The organism is Mucilaginibacter sp. KACC 22773, assembly GCF_028736215.1.
GTDB lineage: Bacteria > Bacteroidota > Bacteroidia > Sphingobacteriales > Sphingobacteriaceae > Mucilaginibacter.
Genome location: NZ_CP117883.1, coordinates 2,381,510 through 2,400,230, shown reverse-complemented (window position 1 = coordinate 2,400,230; position 18,721 = coordinate 2,381,510). Strand labels below are relative to the sequence as shown.

Here is an 18,721-nt window from a genome sequence, read left to right as displayed (position 1 = left end):
GCCTCCGTAATATATCTTAACACATAATTGTTATAATTCAAGCGCAGTACCCGATTGACTTTCTGCCTCTTTGATCTTATCAATTAAAGTTTGTTCATTTTCGTTGTTACGCCCTGCCGAAAAAATGGACGATCTTTTTTCAGGATCACATATACTATTCACAAAAACACGATCATTGTCGAATAAAATTGTTATTTGCTCTCCCCAACTTCCGGAGAAAAACCCAGGGGTTGTTTTAGCAACATAGGTATTTGTTGTGGCTGATTTAAATTCCCAGTTAAGTTTTTTGGCAACTTCTATTATAACTTCCTTCAGTTGAACAGAATTTAATGTAGTATTAATTACTTTAAATTTCAATTGTCGTTTCTGCATGAAATAAAAAATAGTCGCCAAAACAGGAGGGATAGTTACAATCCATATCTCTCCCTCCCGAAATGAGTCACTATGGTTTTGAATGAAATTCATCAAATGAAAAACCAATACTGTTGTTGGCATAATGAGAAGAAAGCCAACAACTGAAAAGTGAGTAAAATTAACCCAAAAACCGACCATCTGTAGTTCGCGGGTTTCAATCGATTTATCGTAAATCTGTTTTGTCATCAATAGTTAAGAATATGCTGTAATCTCGATAAAGTTAATTTTATAGCCTAACAAAATCTAACGGTTAGTTATTTTTTATCACCGATCATTCACCCGGTAACCCCCAAATACACCCTCTCTCCTAATCAACTTAATCAACCGCCCTACCAATCAACCACTCTCCAACCCAATCATTATATTTGCCCTATGGATACTCCCATCTACTCTACCTTCGAAAGCGAGTTTCGTGTACGCCCGGACGATATCGACATGTTTCAGCACGTACACAACAGCAAATATTTTGATTATGTATTGGCCGCCCGGTACGATCAGATGGAACGCTGCTACGGCATGGCTATGGAAAAATTTATGGAGCGCGGTTTTGGCTGGGTAGTACGCACTGCCCACGTAGATTATAAACGTGCCCTCGCCATGGGCGACTACTTCATTGTAAAAACCGGTATCGAAACCATCGACGATAAAGGCTGCCGCGTAAAATTCAGCTTAAGCAACAAAGCTACCGGCAAAATATGCTGCGACGGCTATTTTGATTACGTAATGATTGATATGGCTACCGGAAGAAGCGCCAAGGTACCCGAGGATGTGATTGAGCATTATACTATTTAGCGCCAGTTGGCAGTTTTGAGTTTGCAGTTGGCAGCATATTTTGCGAAGGAAAGCAAATCCGCCTCAGCAGTTTGTCTGAACCCGGATTAAACAGATTTGCCAGATTTTTTCGGATTTTGATTATCTTGACGGCTATTTTACTCACAACTCACAACTCACAACTCACAACTCACAACTCACAACTCACAACTCACAACTCACAACTCACGATCTCGGGTGAAACTGGCTTATCGTGCTTTTCAGATACTCCCTATCCAGGTGAGTATAAATTTCGGTAGTGGTTATGCTTTCGTGGCCCAGCATTTCCTGTACGGCACGCAGGTCGGCGCCGCCTTCAACCAGGTGGGTGGCAAAGGAGTGGCGGAAGGTGTGCGGGCTGATTGTTTTTTTCAGGCCGATAGTTTGCGCCAGGTCCTGGATCATCAAAAAGATCATCTGGCGGCTTAGGCGTGCCCCTCTCCTGTTTAAAAACACAATATCGTCTTCGCCTTTTTTAATGGGGATGTGCACCCGTAAGTTTTCGATATAAATTTTAATGGCTTTGATGGCTTCGGCGCCTATGGGTACCAGGCGTTCTTTATTACCCTTCCCGGTAACTTTTATAAATTCAATATCCAGGTACAGGTTTGATAGCTTTAGCTCGGTTAGTTCGGAAACCCGCAGGCCGCTGCCGTATAAGGTTTCTAATATCGCTTTGTTGCGCGGGCCTTCGGGTTTAGATAGATCGATGGCGGCTATCAGTTTATTAATATCCTGGTAACTGAGTGTATCGGGTAGTTTACGCCGAATTTTGGGCGATTCCAATAACTCCGACGGATCATTTTTTATCAGGTCCTCCATCAGCATGTATTTGTAAAAAGCCTTGATGCCCGATAGGATACGCGCCTGCGAAGATGGGATCATACCCAGTTCGGCCGCCCAGGTAATGAATTCGCGTAAATCGGTTAAAGTAATGGTTTCCGGCTTCAGCTTAAATGGCTTCGTTTCGGCAAACTGGTATAGTTTTTCTATATCCCGGCTATAGGCCTCCACAGAATTATCGGCCAGCGATTTCTCTAATTTCAAATAAGCCTGGAAACCTTTTATCGCCGAACGCCAATCCAAATTGATTTTAATTTAATGTATTTATACTTAAGTTTGGAGCAATGAAGATACAAATTATAAACGGCCCCAATTTAAACCTGCTCGGCGTTCGCGAAAAATCCATTTACGGCGATACCAGCTTTGAAGGTTACCTTGAACAACTGCGTGCGCGTTACCCGGCCGTAGATATAGCCTATTACCAAAGTAATGTTGAAGGCGAAATTATAAATAAACTTCATGAAATTGGCTTTAGTTATGATGGCATTGTGATAAACGCGGGTGCTTACACCCATACCTCTATCGCCATTGCCGATGCTATCGCGGCTATCAATACGCCGGTTATCGAAGTACATATATCCAATGTATACAAACGCGAAGAGTTCAGGCATCACTCTATGCTGGCTGCAAGCTGCAAGGGCGTTATTGCCGGTTTTGGTATGGACTCATACAGGCTGGGGGTAGAGAATTTTCTGAACAAATAACAAGCGTTTGAATAATAATAGTCTATAACATGAGGTACATGATAAACAACAGTCATGATCAAATACACACTAAAAGGACTAAATCCCGAGCAACAGGAGCAGCAGCTAAAAAAGCTTCCCAGCCTTTATAAGCGCCTGGAGGGTTTTGTTACTGCTACAGTTGTTGTTTACCTTATTCTTTTTATGGCGCTGCATGTTATTTACAAAAAATTTGGAACGGAACCGGCGGCAACTCAAATTATAGCCTGTTTACTCGTTTTAGCTATTGCCTCGGCCTTAGCGGTATTTATTTGCAATAAGTTTGTAACGCCGCTTAGTAACGCCAAAAAGATAAGCGCCATTAAAACCGGCCAGGTTGAAATTATTACTGTTAAAACGTCAAGAGCGATAAAAAGAGCTGATTTTGATGATTTTGGGTCGGCTTTTTATATTGACGTTACTGATAAAGACCGAAAGAAAACCTTGTTTTTATGGGGACAGTACCTGGATGAAGGCGATTGCCAAAATAATTTCCCAAACACCGAATTTGAAATCATCCGCCAACCCGGTAGCGATGAGTTTATGAGTTTTAATTTATTGGGCGAACATTTTACGGAAGAAAAAACCTTGCCGCCATTTGATAAAAAAATTTGGCAAACCGGGGCATATCCCGTTAATGGTGATTTACTTGATCAAAGTATTGATGAGATAACCTGACTTTTCCCTCCCAATCATCACTAAACCAAATCCTGCTGCGGTAAATCAGTAAATTTCCGTTTCTTTTTAACAAAAAACTGCCACACTATGCTGCCCTGGAAAGTGCCTTTTGAGTTATGAGTTATGAGTTGTGAATTATATAATCCTTTTGACTTTTGCCTTTTACCTTTTGCCTTAAATAAGCCTAAAACAAAGGCCTGGTGTGCCCTGCTTACGGCCCAGGCATCTTTACGTTTACCTTCCATCATAAACCGGATAAGGGCAAGCAAATCCATTAAAAAGCGGATACTGATAACCCAGAATGCCCTCCGGAAAGGCAGGTTCTTTTTTAACAATAAAAGATTGTTCCTGAAATTGAGATAAGTTTTAAAAGGGTTTTCGGTATTGAGCGTACCGCCGCCCACGTGGTAAACGGTAGATTCGGCGCAATACATCACTTTATAGCCCATATTTTTCAGTCGCCAGCACAGGTCAATCTCTTCCATGTGGGCAAAAAAATATTCGTCAAAACCGCCTGCCAGGTCCCAGTATTTCTTTTTGATGAACAACGAAGCACCCGAGGCCCAAAAAACCTCGCCCGATTGCTGGTATTGGCCGTGGTCTTTTTCAACTTCATAAAACATGCGGCCACGGCAAAACGGGTAACCGTATGCGTCAATAAACCCACCGGCCGCCCCGGCGTGTTCAAATGTATCTTTATTGGCATAAGCTAATAGCTTGGGCGCTGCCGCGGCTATCTTTTCGTCGCTTTCCATCAGGCCTATCACCGGCTCAATCCAGCCGGGTACCACCTCAACATCGGAGTTTAGCAGGATATAATAATCAGCATCTACCTGTGCCAGCACACGGTTATAGCCGCCGGTAAAGCCATAATTTTCATTATTTTGAATGATCTTTATCGTAGGATAGTTTTCTTTCACAAACGCCACCGAATCGTCTGTGGAGGCGTTATCTCCCAAAACAACGTCAAGCCCGGGCCAGGTTGAAGCCATCACCGAAGGAAGAAATTGTTTAAGATATTTAATACCGTTCCAGTTTAAAATAACTACGGCAACTTTTGGTGCACTGATCATTTATGTTTGTCCTCCGGCTTAAACTTCCACCTCCGGTGACTCCATAGCCAATATTGAGGCTCCTTCCTGATCATCCCTTCCAGGTATTGCACATGCATTTCGGTTAACTCATGCTCTGCGGTCTGTTTCGGATTTTCTGTCAGCGGAACCAATGTATAAGTGTAATAACCGCGTTTAACGCGTTTCATATCGTAAAAAACAACAGCGGCATCAATTGTTTTCGAAATCTTTTCGATGCCCAGGAAAACCGCTGTAGGCTGGTTTAAAAAGGTGGTAAAATAGTTTACCTCGTTCACACCGGGGGTTTGGTCGCCCACCAATACGCTTACCGTTAATTCTTTACGGTACTCTACCATTTTACGCATGGTTTGTCTCATGGCAATGGGCTGCCCCCCAAACCGCGACCGGATCTGGATAAAAAAATCGTTAAAAATTTCGTTATTCAAGGGCTTATAAACTATCATGAACCTTTTATCAGTTACGAAGTTAAAGTTCAGCGCAGCCATTTCCCAGTTGCAATAATGACCTGCCACCGCTATGATGCTTTTGCCTTTTGCAAAGTATTCGTGAACTAATTGGGCATTGGTAGCCACTACCCTTTTTTGAATTTGTTTTTCAGATACTGTAATCATTTTTACCGTTTCTACAATCAAATCGGCCAGGTAATGATAGTATTTTCGTTCGATGTCGTGGCGTTCCTTTTCAGTTTTTTCGGGGAAAGCGTTGGCCAGGTTTTGCTGGACCACTGCCCTGCGGTAATGAACAATGTGGTAAATAATAACGAACAAAACATCAGATATGATGTATAAAAGCCAAAAGGGCAATAACGAGGTAAGGTATAAAAATAAAATCCCTAACCTTGTAAACCCTTTTTTTACCATTATTTTAACCAATTTTGACCACAAACATAAAATATATGATTGAAAAAGGTGCTGTATTACCTATGTTTTATCTTCCGCCGGTTGAATACTTTGTACAATTAAACACGTACAAGCCTGATATACTGATAGAAAGAGAAGAACATTTTCCCAAACAAACTTACCGCAACCGGGCAAATATCTATTCGCCCGAGGGTATACTTACATTGGTGGTACCGGTGGTAAAAGGTTCAAAAACACATACCAAAGTTAAAGATGTTAAAATAAGCTATGATTTTGACTGGCAGCGCCTGCACTGGCTTAGCCTTGGTGCGTGTTACCGTAGCTCGGCGTATTTTGAATATTACGAGGCCGATTTTGCCCGGTTTTATGACAAGCAAAAACAGGTAACCTATTTATTTGATTACAACCAGGAGCTTTTACAATTGCTGTTCAAATTCCTCAAAATTAAAACGGAGCTGCAGTACACATCCGAATATCATGCCGAATATCCTTCGGTTCCCGACTTTCGTGCGTCCATCCACCCAAAAAAAGAAACAGAGTTACAACAAAAACCGTATTTTCAGGTTTTTGAAGACCGGCAAGGCTTCCTGCAAAATTTGAGCATTGTCGATTTACTGTTTAACCAGGGCCCGCAGGCCATAAATTATTTGTAGATGAATAATCTGATAAAAAGGGTTAAGTATAATGCCCGCCGCAATGCAGGAAATGTTGGCGACAGCCCCGGGATGATTCGTGTGCCCGAGGGCGCTCTTAAGCCGCACATAGCCATGTTTAGCTATAATAAGGATGAGCTAATAACATCCGAAGGTAAGGACATTAAGGTGATATTAGCGCAGTTAAAAAAATGCGATAACCATACCCACTGGATAAAAATCAATGGCCTTGGCGATGCCCGGCTGATTGAACAGATTGGCGAACACCTGAAGATAAACCCGTTGGTTTTAGAGGATATTGCCAACGTTCATCAACGCCCCAAATTTGATGAGTATGAAAATTATGCTTTTAGCACCAGCCGGATTGTGCATTTTAATAAAGAAGATGAACTGATTAACCACCAGTTTTCGGCCATTATAAAAGATAACCTGATCATCAGTTTTGAGGAAGACTATGTGGAGTGCTTCGAGGCCGTTAAAGCACGGTTAAAGGCAGGTAAAGGTGCCATCCGCACGGCAGGGCCCGGATACATGTGTTACGCCCTTACAGATACTATTATCGACACGTATTTTATTTTGCTTGCGCAGATAGGCGACAAACTGGATGCCATTGAAGATAAGGTTTACACCGATGCTGATAAAAGCATCATGTTCAATTCGCAGCAAATAAAGCGGACGCTTATCATCATCCGCCGGGCAAGTTGGCCCGAGCGGGATAAGATAAACGACATGATCCGCTCAGACAGTCCATTGATAACACCCGAAGTTAAGCTATTTTTGCGCGATGCCTATGACCATTGCATCCAGGCGATGGATTTGATTGAAAACTACAAAGAGGTAACCTCCAGCATCATCGACCTTTACTTATCTATGGTGAGCAACCGCATGAACGAGATTATGAAGGTGCTGACCATTATTTCGGCAATATTTATTCCCTTAACTTTTATAGCGGGTATTTACGGTATGAACTTTTCCCGTCAGGACGATAAAGGCCACATCATCCCCGACAATATGCCCGAACTTTACTGGCGGCACGGATATGTTTATGCCATAGTTTTTATGTTTTTGATAGCCATTGTGCAGATATACATATTCTGGAAAAAGGGATGGTTTAATAAATTGTAAGCCGGCCCTCTGAAAAAATGGGAAAGGCACGTAAAAAATCCGTCATTGCGAGGTACGAAGCAATCTCCTACATGGTAAGTCCCACATAGTTCGGATTGCTTCGTACCTCGCTATGACATGATTATAATACATTGATTATCAAGTGTATTTTTCATTCCCCTCTCGAGAGGGGGCACGGTAGGAGGTGCGTTGGCAGGGGTGTGTTTTTCCGCGTTTCATTGCGCGTGCATAACACACCCCTCCGCCCCTCTCAAGAGGGGAATCGCACTTTTCCACCGCTTTTTAAAAGGAAGCGCAAATCTGATGGTACCCAGAATAACCCCATTTGCAACCATGTCATTACTGTTTTTTCCAGCCGAAGCTGATGGATACTCGCAATGACGGTAGTTTACAACATTTGTTTAACTATATCCGTTGCACGTCATAACGATTTTTTTCAGGTTTTACCTGATGGATACTCAATGACGAATTTTTGTAGACAGCCTCTTAGAATTCAATTTTTCAAGTCTCCCCTTCAGGGGAGCTTTAGAGGGGTTTGGGCTTCTTACTTCGCAAACTCCGGCTTCAACTCCGCCGCCATCGCTTTCCTGAATTTCAGCACTTTGGGTGTTGATACCGAGGCAATATAGGGCTGGCTTAAATGAGTTTTGTAATAGCCCTGGTGATAATTTTCGGCGGCGTAAAATACGGTAAACGGAACAACCTGTGTAACTACCGGGTTATTGTAATGCTTTGATTCATTTACTTTTTTAATTGTAGCCAGCAGGATATTTTTCTCTTCGGGCGTACGGTAAAAAGCTATCGAACGGTAATCTGTGCCTTCGTCAGGCCCCTGGCGGTTTAACGTAGTTGGGTCGTGTGCAAAAAAGAAAGCTTCGGCAATTGTAGCATAGCTAATCACCTTAGGATCATAATAAATCTGCACTGTTTCGGCATGGTTAGTGGTGCGGGTGCTAACATCTTCATACGTCGGATTTTTGGTACTTCCACCTGCATATCCCGAAATAACCTTGTTTACCCCTTTAAGCTCAGACATGGCCTCGCTCATACTCCAGAAACATCCGCCGCCAAAGGTAGCCAGGGCTTCGCCTGTTTTGGGTTTTGGCAACGGGGCCATCGCATCCTGGTTAGGTTGTCCGTTTGCACAGCCTACAAATAAAAATAGGCCGGCAATATATAACATCAACTTTTTCATAATTATTTATGTTTTTACTGTTAGTCGGATATACGCAGGATACCTTACAGGCGGATGGTCATCAATTGGTCACTTTAAGCTACCGTTATATTAATAGTGTAATGACGGATAGTCTTTAGTCGAAAGTCTTAAGTTTTAAGTCAAAAAAGAATAATTTTACTTTTGACTTAAGACTTAGTACTATTAACTTAACACTACTTCAATTTCGGGCTAATGCCCTGGCCTTTATTCAGTGATTTGCGCACCATAAACAAAATCTCGCCTAAACCATTTGTCTTGATCTCAAAAACGGTAGATAACATCATCCCAAGCTTATCTTTTGTAAAACCTTTACCGCTCATCCACTCCAGGTAACTGATTGGTATATCGGCAATTATTGTGCCTTTATATTTACCATAAGGCATGGGTGTTTGTACAATATCAATCAATACTTTGGGGTCGGGCTGTAAGTTTTTCACGTGTTAAAGATAATGTTTTTTGGGATTGAAGATTTACACTGATGCTAACCAATATATTGCAAACACAAAGCAATAACGCGTGTTAGTATTAAAATTATAAATTATGGAACAGCAAATTGAAGCCACATTAACCGGCACCGACAGTACCATTGATGGCACGTTAGAACCCATTGCTTACGGCAATTTTACAAAAGCATATGAATTTAAGTCGGTTGATGGCACACTGCACCTGGTAATAGCGCAGGAAGCCGATGGCGAATGGATAAGGTTAACAGGTACCGAGCCTTACCTGTCAAGTTGGATTGACGAACTTGCAGCCCAGGTGAGTTGAATTGCAAATACACAAACAATAACAACAGAGCACCGGCAATAAGCGCCGGTGCTTTGTTGCATGATACTAAAGCTTAATAGGCTTCATTTTAGGAACAAGCGCATGCATAATTAACCATGCCAGTATGTAGGCGCTGCCGCAAACAAAAAACATGATGTAATAGGCAATTTCTATTTTATGAATAGCCCTGTAGTGCACAAACAGATTTTTTTGTACCGCCATTGACAAAAACACACCACCTATCGACCCAAACATCCCCCCTATACCGGTAACTGATCCTATAGATTTTTTAGGAAACATATCCGACACGGTTGTAAATATATTAGCGCTCCAGGCCTGGTGTGCCGATGCGGCAATACCTATAACCAATACTGCAAGCCACATGTTGATACCGCCCAAAACCTGTGCAAAAACAATAGGTATCACAAACAAAGCGTAAATAAACATAGATGTTTTCCTGGCCTTAAAAACCGCCCAGTTGTTCCTGATCAGCCTCATTGGCAACCAGCCGCCAAAAATACTTCCAACTGTCGACATGGTATAAACAGCCGCCACGGGGAATGCTACATCGGTACCTTTTAATCCATACTGGCTTTGTAAAAAATCGGGCAACCAAAACAGGTAAAACCACCAGATAGGATCCGTTAAAAACTTACCAATAACAAATGCCCAGGTTTGTTTAAAAGTAAGCAGCTTGCCCCATGATATTTTTTCGCCCTCTATTAATTTTTCGTCTGGTGTTGCTGTTTCCTGATCGCTGTTGATATAATCAAGTTCTGCTTGTGTTACAAATTTATGTTTAGCAGGAGTTTGGTAAAAAAAGAACCAGAGTACCAGCCAGATAAAACCAATTGAACCGGTAATAACAAATGCCCAGCGCCAGCCCCAAACAACGGCGATATAGGGTACTGTTAAGGGAGCAACAATGGCCCCGATGTTTGATCCGGAATTGAAGATGCCCGTTGCAAAAGCCCTTTCTTTTTTAGGGAACCACTCGGCTACAGTTTTGATAGCAGCCGGGAAGTTACCGGCCTCGCTAATACCTAATGCCGAACGAACAACGCCAAAACCAAATGTACTGGCAACAAAAGCGTGGCACACTGCGGCTACGCTCCAAAAAAAAGTCGACAAAAAATAGCCAAGCTTGGTCCCTACTTTGTCGATAATACTGCCGGCAGCCAATAAACCTAAGGAGTATGCTATTTTAAATGCAATTTCAATATTGGCGTAATCCCCATCGTTCCATTTGAATTCATCTGTTAGCGGCGACTTTAACAGGCTGATTACAGCCCTGTCAAGGTAATTAATGGTTGTTGCAAAAAAAACAAGCGAACATATCACCCATCTGTAATTTCCAACTTTGGCTTCTTTCATTATATAATTGGTTTATATTTTATTGGTTTATAGGCGCAAACAAGGGGAAATTTGCGCTCAGATCAAAAGTTACCGGGCAGCTTTTACCATGTCAAGCAGTGTTACAGTATCACTGTATAATTGGTCGTACAGTTTGTTTTCCAATACATTTTTGCTGATTAGTTTGCTGCCCATACCCACCGCGCAAACGCCGGCCCTAAACCAGCCGCTAATGCTGTTGATATTTAAATCGACGCCACCCGTTGGTATAAACAACTGACCGGCAAACAAATCGCGGATTGATGATACAAACTCCGGCCCCAAAATATTGGCCGGGAAAATTTTTATTAACGCCGCGCCGTGCTGCTGCGCTGTATAAATTTCGGTAGGCGTCATACACCCCGGAATCCATAGCAACTCCTGTTCCGCGGTAAATTCACCCACTTCGGGGTTCACAATTGGCGATACGATAAAATCTGCCCCGGCATCAATAAAAGCTGTCGCCTCATCAAGACTTTTAATGGTGCCTATGCCCAGGTGCAAATCGGGCATTTCGGCCTGTTGAGCCTGTTTTAACACTTTAAAATTGGCCAGCGCGGCGGCTCCGCGATTGGTATATTCAAATACCCTCACCCCTGCTTTGTACAAAGTGCGGGTAATTTCAAGGCTAACCTCGGCATCGGGATAAAAAAACAGCGGCAAGGTGCCCTGTGTTAATATCGCATCCAGTACTATCTCTTTTTTGCTCATCGTTTTGTTAAGTCTTAAGTTTTGAGTCTTGAGTTCTAAGTCCAAAGTCTTTAGTCCAAAGTGTAATTTTGTCACTTTCGACTTAAGGCTTAAGACTTTCGACTCAAGATTATCAGTCAGTTCGCGGCTAACGCGACATTAGTAATTTCTTCAACTGTTTTATTGGTGGCATCGCCCTCAATAAACAGTTTGGTGTATGCGGCGGCGGTTGCAAACTGTAATGTTTGCTGCGGCCCAAGGTTATTGTAAAAACCATAAATAAGCCCGGCCATAAAGCAATCGCCGCTGCCAACTTTGTCAACCACTTTATCGGTTTCATACTGGCTGGAGTTGTATAACTTATCCCCGGTGTATAAAGCCGTATAATAGTTAATACCCTCGCCGGCGTCAAATCTGAAAGTATTGGCTACAGCTTTGCATTTGGGGTATTGGGCCATGATGGTTTCTGACGTTTTAAGCGCCTCTTTAAGGTAAATGCTTTTTTGTCCCGATTCATGAATATCCGGCGCTACCGGGATGCCGAGCATCAATTCGGCCGCCCAAACATTACCCATCACCAAATCGGCATATTTTACAAGTTGTGGCATTACATCTATAGGCTGCTTGCCATATTTCCACAATCTTGAACGGTAATTTAAATCAACAGAAATGGTGATCCCTTTTGCCGAAGCAGCTTCCAGCACCTCCAGGCAAACATCGGCCACATCCTGGCTTATGGCCGGGCATATGGCGCTGAAATGGAACCAACTTACACCATCCAAAACTTTATCCCAGTTAACCTGGCCGGGTTTTAACATAGCAAATGCCGAGCCCGCGCGGTCATAAATAAGGGCATTGTTTTTAATATCCTTGCCGCGGGTTAAATAGTATAGCCCTATCCTGTCGCCTTGCTTATGTACCGGAGAAGTATCAATCTTTTTTGCCTCCAGGTGATCAATTATCTGGGCCGACATTGCGTTATCCGGCAGGGCAGTAAAATATGCCGATGGTAATTGCCAAAGCGCCAGAGCGCCCGCTACATTCAGTTCGGCACCGCCTATAAAAAACGGCATTTGGTTATCGTTAAGCCATTGGCCGCCGGCATCGGGGCAAATCCGCAAAAGCAGCTCTCCAAATGAAAGGATGCGGCCTTTTGATCCAGTTATTTCAAATGCCGTACTCATTTGCTCTGATCGAAATTAAAGTAATTCTTCGCGTTGTAATAACAAATATCCTGCACTATTTTACCCGTCCATGCCATATCGTTTGGCAATTCTCCGTTTTCGATATCATCGCCGAACAGGTTACAAACCAGCCTGCGGAAATACTCGTGCCTTGGGAAAGATAAGAAGCTGCGCGAATCGGTAAGCATCCCTACCAACCTGCTGAGCAACCCTATGTTGGATAACGCATTCATCTGTTTGGTCATGCCGTCCTTTTGATCCAAAAACCACCAGGCCGATCCAAACTGGATTTTTCCTGCTACCGAGCCATCGTTAAAATTACCGGTCATGGATGCCATTAGTTCGTTATCGGCCGGGTTTAAGTTATACAGGATGGTTTTGCTGAGCTGATTGGTTGTATCCAACCGGTTCAGGAATTTAGACAAAGCCCTGCCCTGCGAAAAATCACCTATCGAATCCCAACCGGTATCCGGTCCAAGTTCGCTTAGTCCGCGGGCGTTGTTATTGCGTAAGGCACCCAGGTGCAACTGCATTACCCAGCCTTTTTCGTGGTTCCACAAAGCAAAATTATGCAGCATGGCCGATTTAAATTGCAAAGCTTCGGTTACATCAAGGGACTGGTTGCTCCTGATCTTGATAAATATATCCGCTATTTCGGCATCGGTATAATCTTCGGCATATACCTGCTCCAAACCATGGTCGGATAACCGGCCGCCGTTTGCTGCAAAATAATCGTGGCGGCCTTTTAAGGCCAATAAATAGGCATCAATAGTATTGATAGCGGTGCCTGCTATCACCTGCAGTTTATCAATGTACAAGTTTAATCCTACCAAATCATCGGCATTCATAGCCTTATCCGGCCTGAAAGTTGGCAACACCTGTACTTCGTAGCCATCAGCTTTTATTTTTTGATGATAAGCCAGGTCGTCCAGCGGGTCGTCGGTAGTACATATTACCTCAACATTTTTGCTTTTGATAATATTGCGGATGCTGTACTCCGGAGATTGCAACTTTTTACTGCTCTCCTCATAAATCTGCCTGGCCGTACCCGGCGATAACAGGTCGTGAATATCAAAATACCGCTGCAGTTCGAGGTGTGTCCAATGGTAAAGCGGGTTGCGCAGTGTATAGGGTACGGTGGCCGCCCATTGTTCAAATTTTTCCAGGTCGGTTTTCTTCCCGGTAATGTAATCCTCATCAACGCCGTTGGCACGCATGGCACGCCATTTATAATGGTCGCCGTTGAGCCATACCTGGGTTATGTTTTCAAAGTTAATATCGCCGGCAATCTGGTCGGGCGGCAAATGGCTGTGGTAATCAATAATAGGCAAATTCGCGGCATATTCATGGTACAGGCGCCGCGCGGTTTCGGTAGTTAATAAAAAGTCTTTATCTAAAAAGTTTTTCATCAATAGTAGGTTATGCTTTATCCAATAAAGAGCGCTTAACGCCCATTTCAAGCCCCCGTAACTCGGCAAGCCCTTTCAGCCTGCCTATGGCCGAGTAGCCATGGTAAGTTTTGTGGTTAAAATCGTCCAGCAGTTTATGTCCATGATCGGGGCGCATGGGTATGGCAATATCATCCCGGCCATCGGCCACACGTTTTTGCTGCTCCAATACAATATTCTTCATTACGGCGTACATATCGGTACTACCACCCAAATGCTCGGCCTCGTAAAAGCTGCCATCAGCTTCGCGCTGCACATTGCGCAGGTGCAGGAAGTGAATATGTTCGCCTAAACGTTCAACAATTCCCGGTAAATCATTATCAGCCCTTGCCCCTAATGAACCGGTACAAAAAGTGATGCCGTTACTTGGCGAAGGGTAATAGTTCACCAGGTCGGCAAGGTCTTGCTCTGTAGATACCACCCTTGGCAGGCCCAATATCGGGAATGGAGGATCGTCCGGGTGGATGCACATTTTAACCCCTGCTTTTTCGGCCGCCGGGATAATTCCACGTAAAAAATAGGCAAGGTTTTCCTTCAAACCAGCGGCATCAACATCGGCGTAGCGCTTTAAGTGCTCTTTAAATTCGGGAATAGTTAATGTTTTATTGGTGCCTGGCAAACCTGCCATCAGGTTATTGATCAGTTGCGTGCGTTCATCGGCGGTAATATTGTCAAGGTATTGTTTGGCAACCTGCTGTTGGGCGGCACTGTAATCATCGCGCGCACCAAGGCGCTCCAGTATATACAAATCAAATGCGGCTAAAGCTTTAGCATCGTATCTTAAGGCAGTTGCCTTGTTGGCCAGCAGGTAATCCAGGTCGGTTCGTGTCCAATCAAGCACGGGCATAAAGTTGTAGCATACAATATTGATACCTGCCTGCGCCAGATTTTGAAGCGTAGCCACATAGTTTTGGATATATGTATCCCTATCGGCACCGGCGGTTTTTATGCTTTCGTGAATATTCACGCTCTCTACAACCGACCATCGTAAACCGGCTGCCTCAATTATATTTTTACGCTGGATGATTTCATCCAAACTCCAAACCTCGCCAACTGGGATGTGGTAAAGTGCTGTAACAACGCCGGTAGCCCCGGATTGCGAAATTGCTGTTAGTGTAACCGGATCGGCAGGGCCAAACCACCGGAATGTTTCTTCTAAATTATTCACTATAGGTTAATGGTATTGTAGTTTGAACGGGCAAATTACACATCATTAGTTTAGGATGGAAACGATATTTGCAACAATCTACGATAACGATTGCGGAGAAGCCTCACCCTGCCCTCTCCAAAGGCTGCTGTGTGTATACAAGTTTTAAGAAAACTGCAAAAGGGTGAATCTCGATCAAAAAAAGTAGAATAAATGTCTTTACCTGCGGTAAGTAGAAATGGGCATGGAAGAGGCGTTGTAAACTGCATAGATTAAATACAAACTGTGTGTACCGGAACAAGTGAAACAGGATGAAACACCCTGGCACGGGGTGGTACACCCTGGCACAGGGTGGTACACTACCATCGGTTAATATTTTTAATCCAGGCGATGCGTGGTGTTAAATTCATTGAATTAATCCGGCTGTGAGGCTGTGGGTAAAAAAAAGAGCGACAGGTAAAACCCGCCGCTCTTTAAGTATTTCAACAAAATTGTCTGCTACCAGAAAACAGAGTAAAGTGCAACCACGATACCTGTAATAATTACCGCACCGGCCAAAAAGCCTTTCGAAGTTTTAAACATCGATGCGTCAATTTCAAGGCCATTGGTAACAACACCTTTGGCAGTTTCAATTTTTGATATGATGTACATACCTATAATACAAATAACAAATACAAAGCCCATACGGTCAAGGAAAGGTATTTCGTACAGTTTGGTTACCTTATCATCCTGTAAAGCCAGTTTGGAGAAACCGTATGGCGACAGGAAGCTAAGATCGGCAAAGCGTGGTAAAACTTTAAATACACACGACATAATGAAACCTCCAATTGTAGCAAACAAGGCCGCGTTTGATGTAGCTTTTTTCCAGAAAAAACCAAGAATGAACATGGCAAATATACCCGGAGATACAAACCCTGTATACTCCTGGATGTACTGGAACCCTTGTTTACCTTCGCCCATCAAAGCGTTGCCGATAAAAAACGATAAAATAACGCCTAATGCCAAAGCAACGAGAACAGATATTTTACCAAGATTTACCAATTTTTTATCAGTAGCCCCGGGATTGATAGCTTTTTTATAGATATCTAATGTAAATATAGTGGCTATACTATTGGCTTTACCTGCTAAAGAAGCTACAATTGCCGCCGTTAGTGCCGCAAACGATAGGCCTTTTAAGCCGGTTGGCAATAAGTTCAATAAAGATGGATAAGCTTTATTAGGATCAGTTACACCTGTTGAGCTCATCATTTCCTGGTGGAACATGCCTTTTTGGTACAATAAATAAGCGGCAATACCCGGTAATACCACAATAACAGGCATTAATAGTTTAAGGAAAGCCGCGAAAAGAATACCACCACGGGCGGTTTTAAGGTTTGCACCCAAAGCCCTTTGTGTAATATATTGGTTACAGCCCCAATAATTAAGATTGGTAATCCACATACCGCCTATTAAAACTGATAAACCAGGCAAATCCATGTAGTTAGGATTATCCTTCTTGAAGATCATGTGGAAGTGGTCTGAAGCTTCTGAATGTAATATTTTAAATCCATTTAATAAACCTGTAGTGCCCTCCTTCTCACTCAATAAAGTTAGCGCCAGGTAAGAAGCCATCAATCCGCCTAAAATAAGCACAGCAACCTGAATAACATCAGTGTAACCGATAACCTTCATGCCCCCAAGAGTAATAAATGCCGAGAAAACTGCGAGTAATATAATACATAACCAGATGTTGAGGCCAGATATACCACTGATAGCCAATGCACCCAGGTAAAGGATAGACATTAAGTTAACTACGATGTATAACAACAGCCAAAATATAGCCATTATCATAGCAACCGTGCTGTTATAGCGCTGGTGCAAAAATTGCGGCATGGTGAATATCTTGTTTTTAAGATATACCGGTATAAAAAATACTGCCACAATAATTAGCGTAATTGCCGCCATCCACTCGTAAGTTGATATCGCTAAACCCATCTTGAACGCCGATCCGCTGGTGCCGATAAACTGCTCGGCAGATATATTGGAGGCGATTAATGATGCCCCGATTGCCCACCAGGTAAGCGATCCTTCGGCCAAAAAATAGTCTTTCGAGGTCGCGTCGGCATTATGCTTACGCTTGTATACCCAATAGCCATAGCTGGATACTATAACGAAGTAAATAAAAAACACGACATAATCGCCGTACGAGAGGGTTTTCAGGTTCATTGTTTGGTTAAGTTGGTTTTAATAATGTTAGATTGACAATTATAAGCTATATATAGCGATTTATCAAATTTTCTAAATATTCTTGTCGGCCACTTAATGTTTTTGGCTCGCCATTGGTTATTGCATAGTTACGCAAATCTTCTAACGATAACTTACCATCCTCAAAATCTTTTCCCGAACCTGCATCAAATGAGGCATATCTGTCGGAACGGATCTTTTTATACTCCGATTTCTGCAAAATATTATCGGCTATAACCAGGGCGCGGGCGAAGATATCCATACCACCAATATGAGCGTAGAATAAGTCGGCCTGATCTGTTGAGTTACGGCGAATTTTGGCATCAAAATTAATACCGCCGCCTTGTAAACCACCTGCTTCCAGGATAATCATCATCGATTCGGTAATTTCGTTGATATCGTTCGGGAACTGGTCGGTATCCCATCCGTTTTGGGTATCGCCACGGTTGGCATCTATCGAACCTAATAAACCAGAATCTGCAGCTACCTGCAACTCGTGCTGGAAAGTATGGCCGGCCAACGTAGCGTGGTTAACTTCCAGGTTCAGTTTAAAGTCATTCAGCAAATCATATTTCTGCAAAAACCCTAAAACAGTAGCCGCATCATAATCATACTGGTGTTTGGTAGGCTCGCAAGGTTTTGGTTCGATGAAGAAGTTTCCTTTAAAGCCTTGTTTGCGTGCGTAATCTTTAGCAGTATGTAAAAATTTAGCAAAATGCTCCTGCTCGCGTTTCATATCGGTATTCAGCAGGCTCATGTAACCTTCACGACCACCCCAGAAAACGTAGTTTTCGCCGCCTAAAGCGATGGTAGCGTCAATTGCAGCCTTAACCTGTGCGCCAGCGTGGGCTAATACATGAAAATCGGGATTTGTAGCAGCACCATTCATATACCTGCGGTGACTAAACAGGTTTGATGTTCCCCAAAGCAATTTAACACCGCTTTCGGCTTGTTTTTGTTTGGCATATTCAACCAAAGCCTGGATGCGACGGTCGTTTTCGTTTACATCGTTGGTATAATCTACCACGTCTACATCATGAAAACAGTAGTAAGGGATATTCATTTTGGTAATAAACTCAAACGCTGCATCCATTTTGTCTTTAGCGCGTTCTACAGCGTCGGTTTTCTCGTCCCATGCAAAAATGTGGGTTGGTCCGCCAAACGGATCGGCGCCGTTACCATTAAATGAATGCCAGTAAGCGCAGGCAAAACGCAAATGCTCGGCCATGGTTTTACCGGCCACTACCCTGTTGGCATCGTACCAGCGAAACGCCAGCGGGTTATCTGATTCCTGCCCTTCGTAAGCTATCTGCCCTATTCCTTTGAAAAATTCCTTTTCGCCTGTGATGATTTTCATATTGTTTAATTAGTGAATTATTGAGTTAGTGAATTAGTGATTTTATTAGTTAGTGAATTAGCGAGTTAGTGAATTAGTGATTTTTTGCAGCTGCTCC

19 protein-coding genes are annotated in these 18,721 nt (G+C 43.0%); 6 read left to right on the top strand and 13 right to left on the bottom strand.

Annotated elements, in window-relative coordinates; translation table 11 throughout:
• Window positions 1-30: 30 nt before the first annotated feature.
• Window positions 31-600 (bottom strand): hypothetical protein, encoded by a 570-nt coding sequence (locus PQ469_RS10295; protein ID WP_274212887.1) that lies wholly within the window; start codon window positions 598-600, stop codon window positions 31-33.
• 186 nt (window positions 601-786) lie between these two features.
• Here PQ469_RS10295 and PQ469_RS10290 point away from each other — a divergent pair, with 186 nt between their 5' ends.
• Window positions 787-1,206: an acyl-CoA thioesterase gene (locus PQ469_RS10290; protein WP_274212886.1), complete on the top strand. Its 420-nt coding sequence runs from the start codon at window positions 787-789 to the stop codon at window positions 1,204-1,206.
• 204 nt (window positions 1,207-1,410) lie between these two features.
• Here PQ469_RS10290 and xerD read toward each other — a convergent pair whose 3' ends face one another.
• Window positions 1,411-2,310, bottom strand: coding sequence for a site-specific tyrosine recombinase XerD (gene xerD / locus PQ469_RS10285; protein WP_274212885.1), 900 nt, complete (start codon window positions 2,308-2,310; stop codon window positions 1,411-1,413).
• A gap of 41 nt (window positions 2,311-2,351) precedes the next feature.
• Here xerD and aroQ point away from each other — a divergent pair, with 41 nt between their 5' ends.
• Complete coding sequence (gene aroQ, locus PQ469_RS10280; protein WP_090647054.1) at window positions 2,352-2,771, top strand: type II 3-dehydroquinate dehydratase; 420 nt, start codon at window positions 2,352-2,354, stop codon at window positions 2,769-2,771.
• Window positions 2,772-2,825: 54 nt separating this feature from the next.
• Window positions 2,826-3,467, top strand: a complete 642-nt coding sequence (locus tag PQ469_RS10275; protein WP_274212884.1) for a hypothetical protein — start codon at window positions 2,826-2,828, stop codon at window positions 3,465-3,467.
• Window positions 3,468-3,487: 20 nt separating this feature from the next.
• Here PQ469_RS10275 and PQ469_RS10270 read toward each other — a convergent pair whose 3' ends face one another.
• Window positions 3,488-4,540, bottom strand: coding sequence for a glycosyltransferase family 2 protein (locus PQ469_RS10270; protein WP_274212883.1), 1,053 nt, complete (start codon window positions 4,538-4,540; stop codon window positions 3,488-3,490).
• The gene (locus tag PQ469_RS10265) at window positions 4,537-5,421 is read right to left on the bottom strand and encodes a lysophospholipid acyltransferase family protein (protein WP_274212882.1); all 885 of its coding nucleotides are present in this window, start codon (window positions 5,419-5,421) and stop codon (window positions 4,537-4,539) included. The genes PQ469_RS10270 and PQ469_RS10265 overlap by 4 nt, the downstream gene beginning before the upstream one ends.
• Before the next feature lie 14 nt (window positions 5,422-5,435).
• Between PQ469_RS10265 and PQ469_RS10260 the strand changes: the two genes are divergently transcribed.
• Both PQ469_RS10260 and corA read left to right on the top strand, forming a co-directional pair.
• A complete protein-coding gene (locus PQ469_RS10260; protein ID WP_337993760.1) occupies window positions 5,436-6,074 on the top strand; it encodes a WbqC family protein in 639 nt (212 codons plus the stop codon).
• Window positions 6,075-7,199, top strand: coding sequence for a magnesium/cobalt transporter CorA (corA, locus tag PQ469_RS10255; protein WP_274212881.1), 1,125 nt, complete (start codon window positions 6,075-6,077; stop codon window positions 7,197-7,199).
• Between the two features lie 544 nt (window positions 7,200-7,743).
• Here corA and msrA read toward each other — a convergent pair.
• Both msrA and PQ469_RS10245 read right to left on the bottom strand, forming a co-directional pair.
• Window positions 7,744-8,394, bottom strand: a complete 651-nt coding sequence (gene msrA, locus PQ469_RS10250) for a peptide-methionine (S)-S-oxide reductase MsrA (protein ID WP_274212879.1) — start codon at window positions 8,392-8,394, stop codon at window positions 7,744-7,746.
• A 194-nt stretch (window positions 8,395-8,588) separates the two neighbouring features.
• Window positions 8,589-8,852: a DUF3820 family protein gene (locus PQ469_RS10245; protein ID WP_090647026.1), complete on the bottom strand. Its 264-nt coding sequence runs from the start codon at window positions 8,850-8,852 to the stop codon at window positions 8,589-8,591.
• A 103-nt stretch (window positions 8,853-8,955) separates the two neighbouring features.
• Between PQ469_RS10245 and PQ469_RS10240 the strand changes: the two genes are divergently transcribed.
• Complete coding sequence (locus PQ469_RS10240; protein WP_274212877.1) at window positions 8,956-9,183, top strand: hypothetical protein; 228 nt, start codon at window positions 8,956-8,958, stop codon at window positions 9,181-9,183.
• 66 nt (window positions 9,184-9,249) lie between these two features.
• Here the strand turns inward: PQ469_RS10240 and PQ469_RS10235 are convergent, their stop codons facing one another.
• The 7 genes from PQ469_RS10235 to xylA all read right to left on the bottom strand — a co-directional run bounded on the left by PQ469_RS10235 (window position 9,250) and on the right by xylA (window position 18,624).
• Entirely contained in the window at window positions 9,250-10,557 is a 1,308-nt protein-coding gene (locus tag PQ469_RS10235; RefSeq protein ID WP_274212876.1) for an MFS transporter, read from the bottom strand.
• A 69-nt stretch (window positions 10,558-10,626) separates the two neighbouring features.
• Entirely contained in the window at window positions 10,627-11,286 is a 660-nt protein-coding gene (locus PQ469_RS10230) for a beta/alpha barrel domain-containing protein (RefSeq protein WP_274212875.1), read from the bottom strand.
• A 116-nt stretch (window positions 11,287-11,402) separates the two neighbouring features.
• Window positions 11,403-12,449: a sugar kinase gene (locus PQ469_RS10225; protein WP_274212874.1), complete on the bottom strand. Its 1,047-nt coding sequence runs from the start codon at window positions 12,447-12,449 to the stop codon at window positions 11,403-11,405.
• The gene (gene uxaC, locus PQ469_RS10220; protein WP_274212873.1) at window positions 12,446-13,858 is read right to left on the bottom strand and encodes a glucuronate isomerase; all 1,413 of its coding nucleotides are present in this window, start codon (window positions 13,856-13,858) and stop codon (window positions 12,446-12,448) included. The genes PQ469_RS10225 and uxaC overlap by 4 nt, the downstream gene beginning before the upstream one ends.
• Window positions 13,859-13,868: 10 nt before the next feature.
• Window positions 13,869-15,068, bottom strand: a complete 1,200-nt coding sequence (gene uxuA / locus PQ469_RS10215) for a mannonate dehydratase (protein ID WP_274213821.1) — start codon at window positions 15,066-15,068, stop codon at window positions 13,869-13,871.
• 474 nt (window positions 15,069-15,542) lie between these two features.
• The gene (locus PQ469_RS10210) at window positions 15,543-17,243 is read right to left on the bottom strand and encodes a sodium/sugar symporter (protein ID WP_394349445.1); all 1,701 of its coding nucleotides are present in this window, start codon (window positions 17,241-17,243) and stop codon (window positions 15,543-15,545) included.
• Window positions 17,244-17,295: 52 nt separating this feature from the next.
• Entirely contained in the window at window positions 17,296-18,624 is a 1,329-nt protein-coding gene (gene xylA, locus PQ469_RS10205; protein ID WP_274212871.1) for a xylose isomerase, read from the bottom strand.
• Window positions 18,625-18,721 lie beyond the last annotated feature (97 nt).

Bases quoted from the DNA above. Each gene is read 5' to 3' on its own strand.
- PQ469_RS10295 (WP_274212887.1), bottom strand. From the start codon at position 600: ATGACAAAACAGATTTACGATAAATCGATTGAAACCCGCGAACTACAG.
- PQ469_RS10290 (WP_274212886.1), top strand. From the start codon at position 787: ATGGATACTCCCATCTACTCTACCTTCGAAAGCGAGTTTCGTGTACGC.
- aroQ (WP_090647054.1), top strand. From the start codon at position 2,352: ATGAAGATACAAATTATAAACGGCCCCAATTTAAACCTGCTCGGCGTT.
- PQ469_RS10275 (WP_274212884.1), top strand. From the start codon at position 2,826: ATGATCAAATACACACTAAAAGGACTAAATCCCGAGCAACAGGAGCAG.
- PQ469_RS10270 (WP_274212883.1), bottom strand. From the start codon at position 4,540: ATGATCAGTGCACCAAAAGTTGCCGTAGTTATTTTAAACTGGAACGGT.
- PQ469_RS10265 (WP_274212882.1), bottom strand. From the start codon at position 5,421: ATGGTAAAAAAAGGGTTTACAAGGTTAGGGATTTTATTTTTATACCTT.
- corA (WP_274212881.1), top strand. From the start codon at position 6,075: ATGAATAATCTGATAAAAAGGGTTAAGTATAATGCCCGCCGCAATGCA.
- msrA (WP_274212879.1), bottom strand. From the start codon at position 8,394: ATGAAAAAGTTGATGTTATATATTGCCGGCCTATTTTTATTTGTAGGC.
- PQ469_RS10240 (WP_274212877.1), top strand. From the start codon at position 8,956: ATGGAACAGCAAATTGAAGCCACATTAACCGGCACCGACAGTACCATT.
- PQ469_RS10235 (WP_274212876.1), bottom strand. From the start codon at position 10,557: ATGAAAGAAGCCAAAGTTGGAAATTACAGATGGGTGATATGTTCGCTT.
- PQ469_RS10230 (WP_274212875.1), bottom strand. From the start codon at position 11,286: ATGAGCAAAAAAGAGATAGTACTGGATGCGATATTAACACAGGGCACC.
- PQ469_RS10225 (WP_274212874.1), bottom strand. From the start codon at position 12,449: ATGAGTACGGCATTTGAAATAACTGGATCAAAAGGCCGCATCCTTTCA.
- uxaC (WP_274212873.1), bottom strand. From the start codon at position 13,858: ATGAAAAACTTTTTAGATAAAGACTTTTTATTAACTACCGAAACCGCG.
- xylA (WP_274212871.1), bottom strand. From the start codon at position 18,624: ATGAAAATCATCACAGGCGAAAAGGAATTTTTCAAAGGAATAGGGCAG.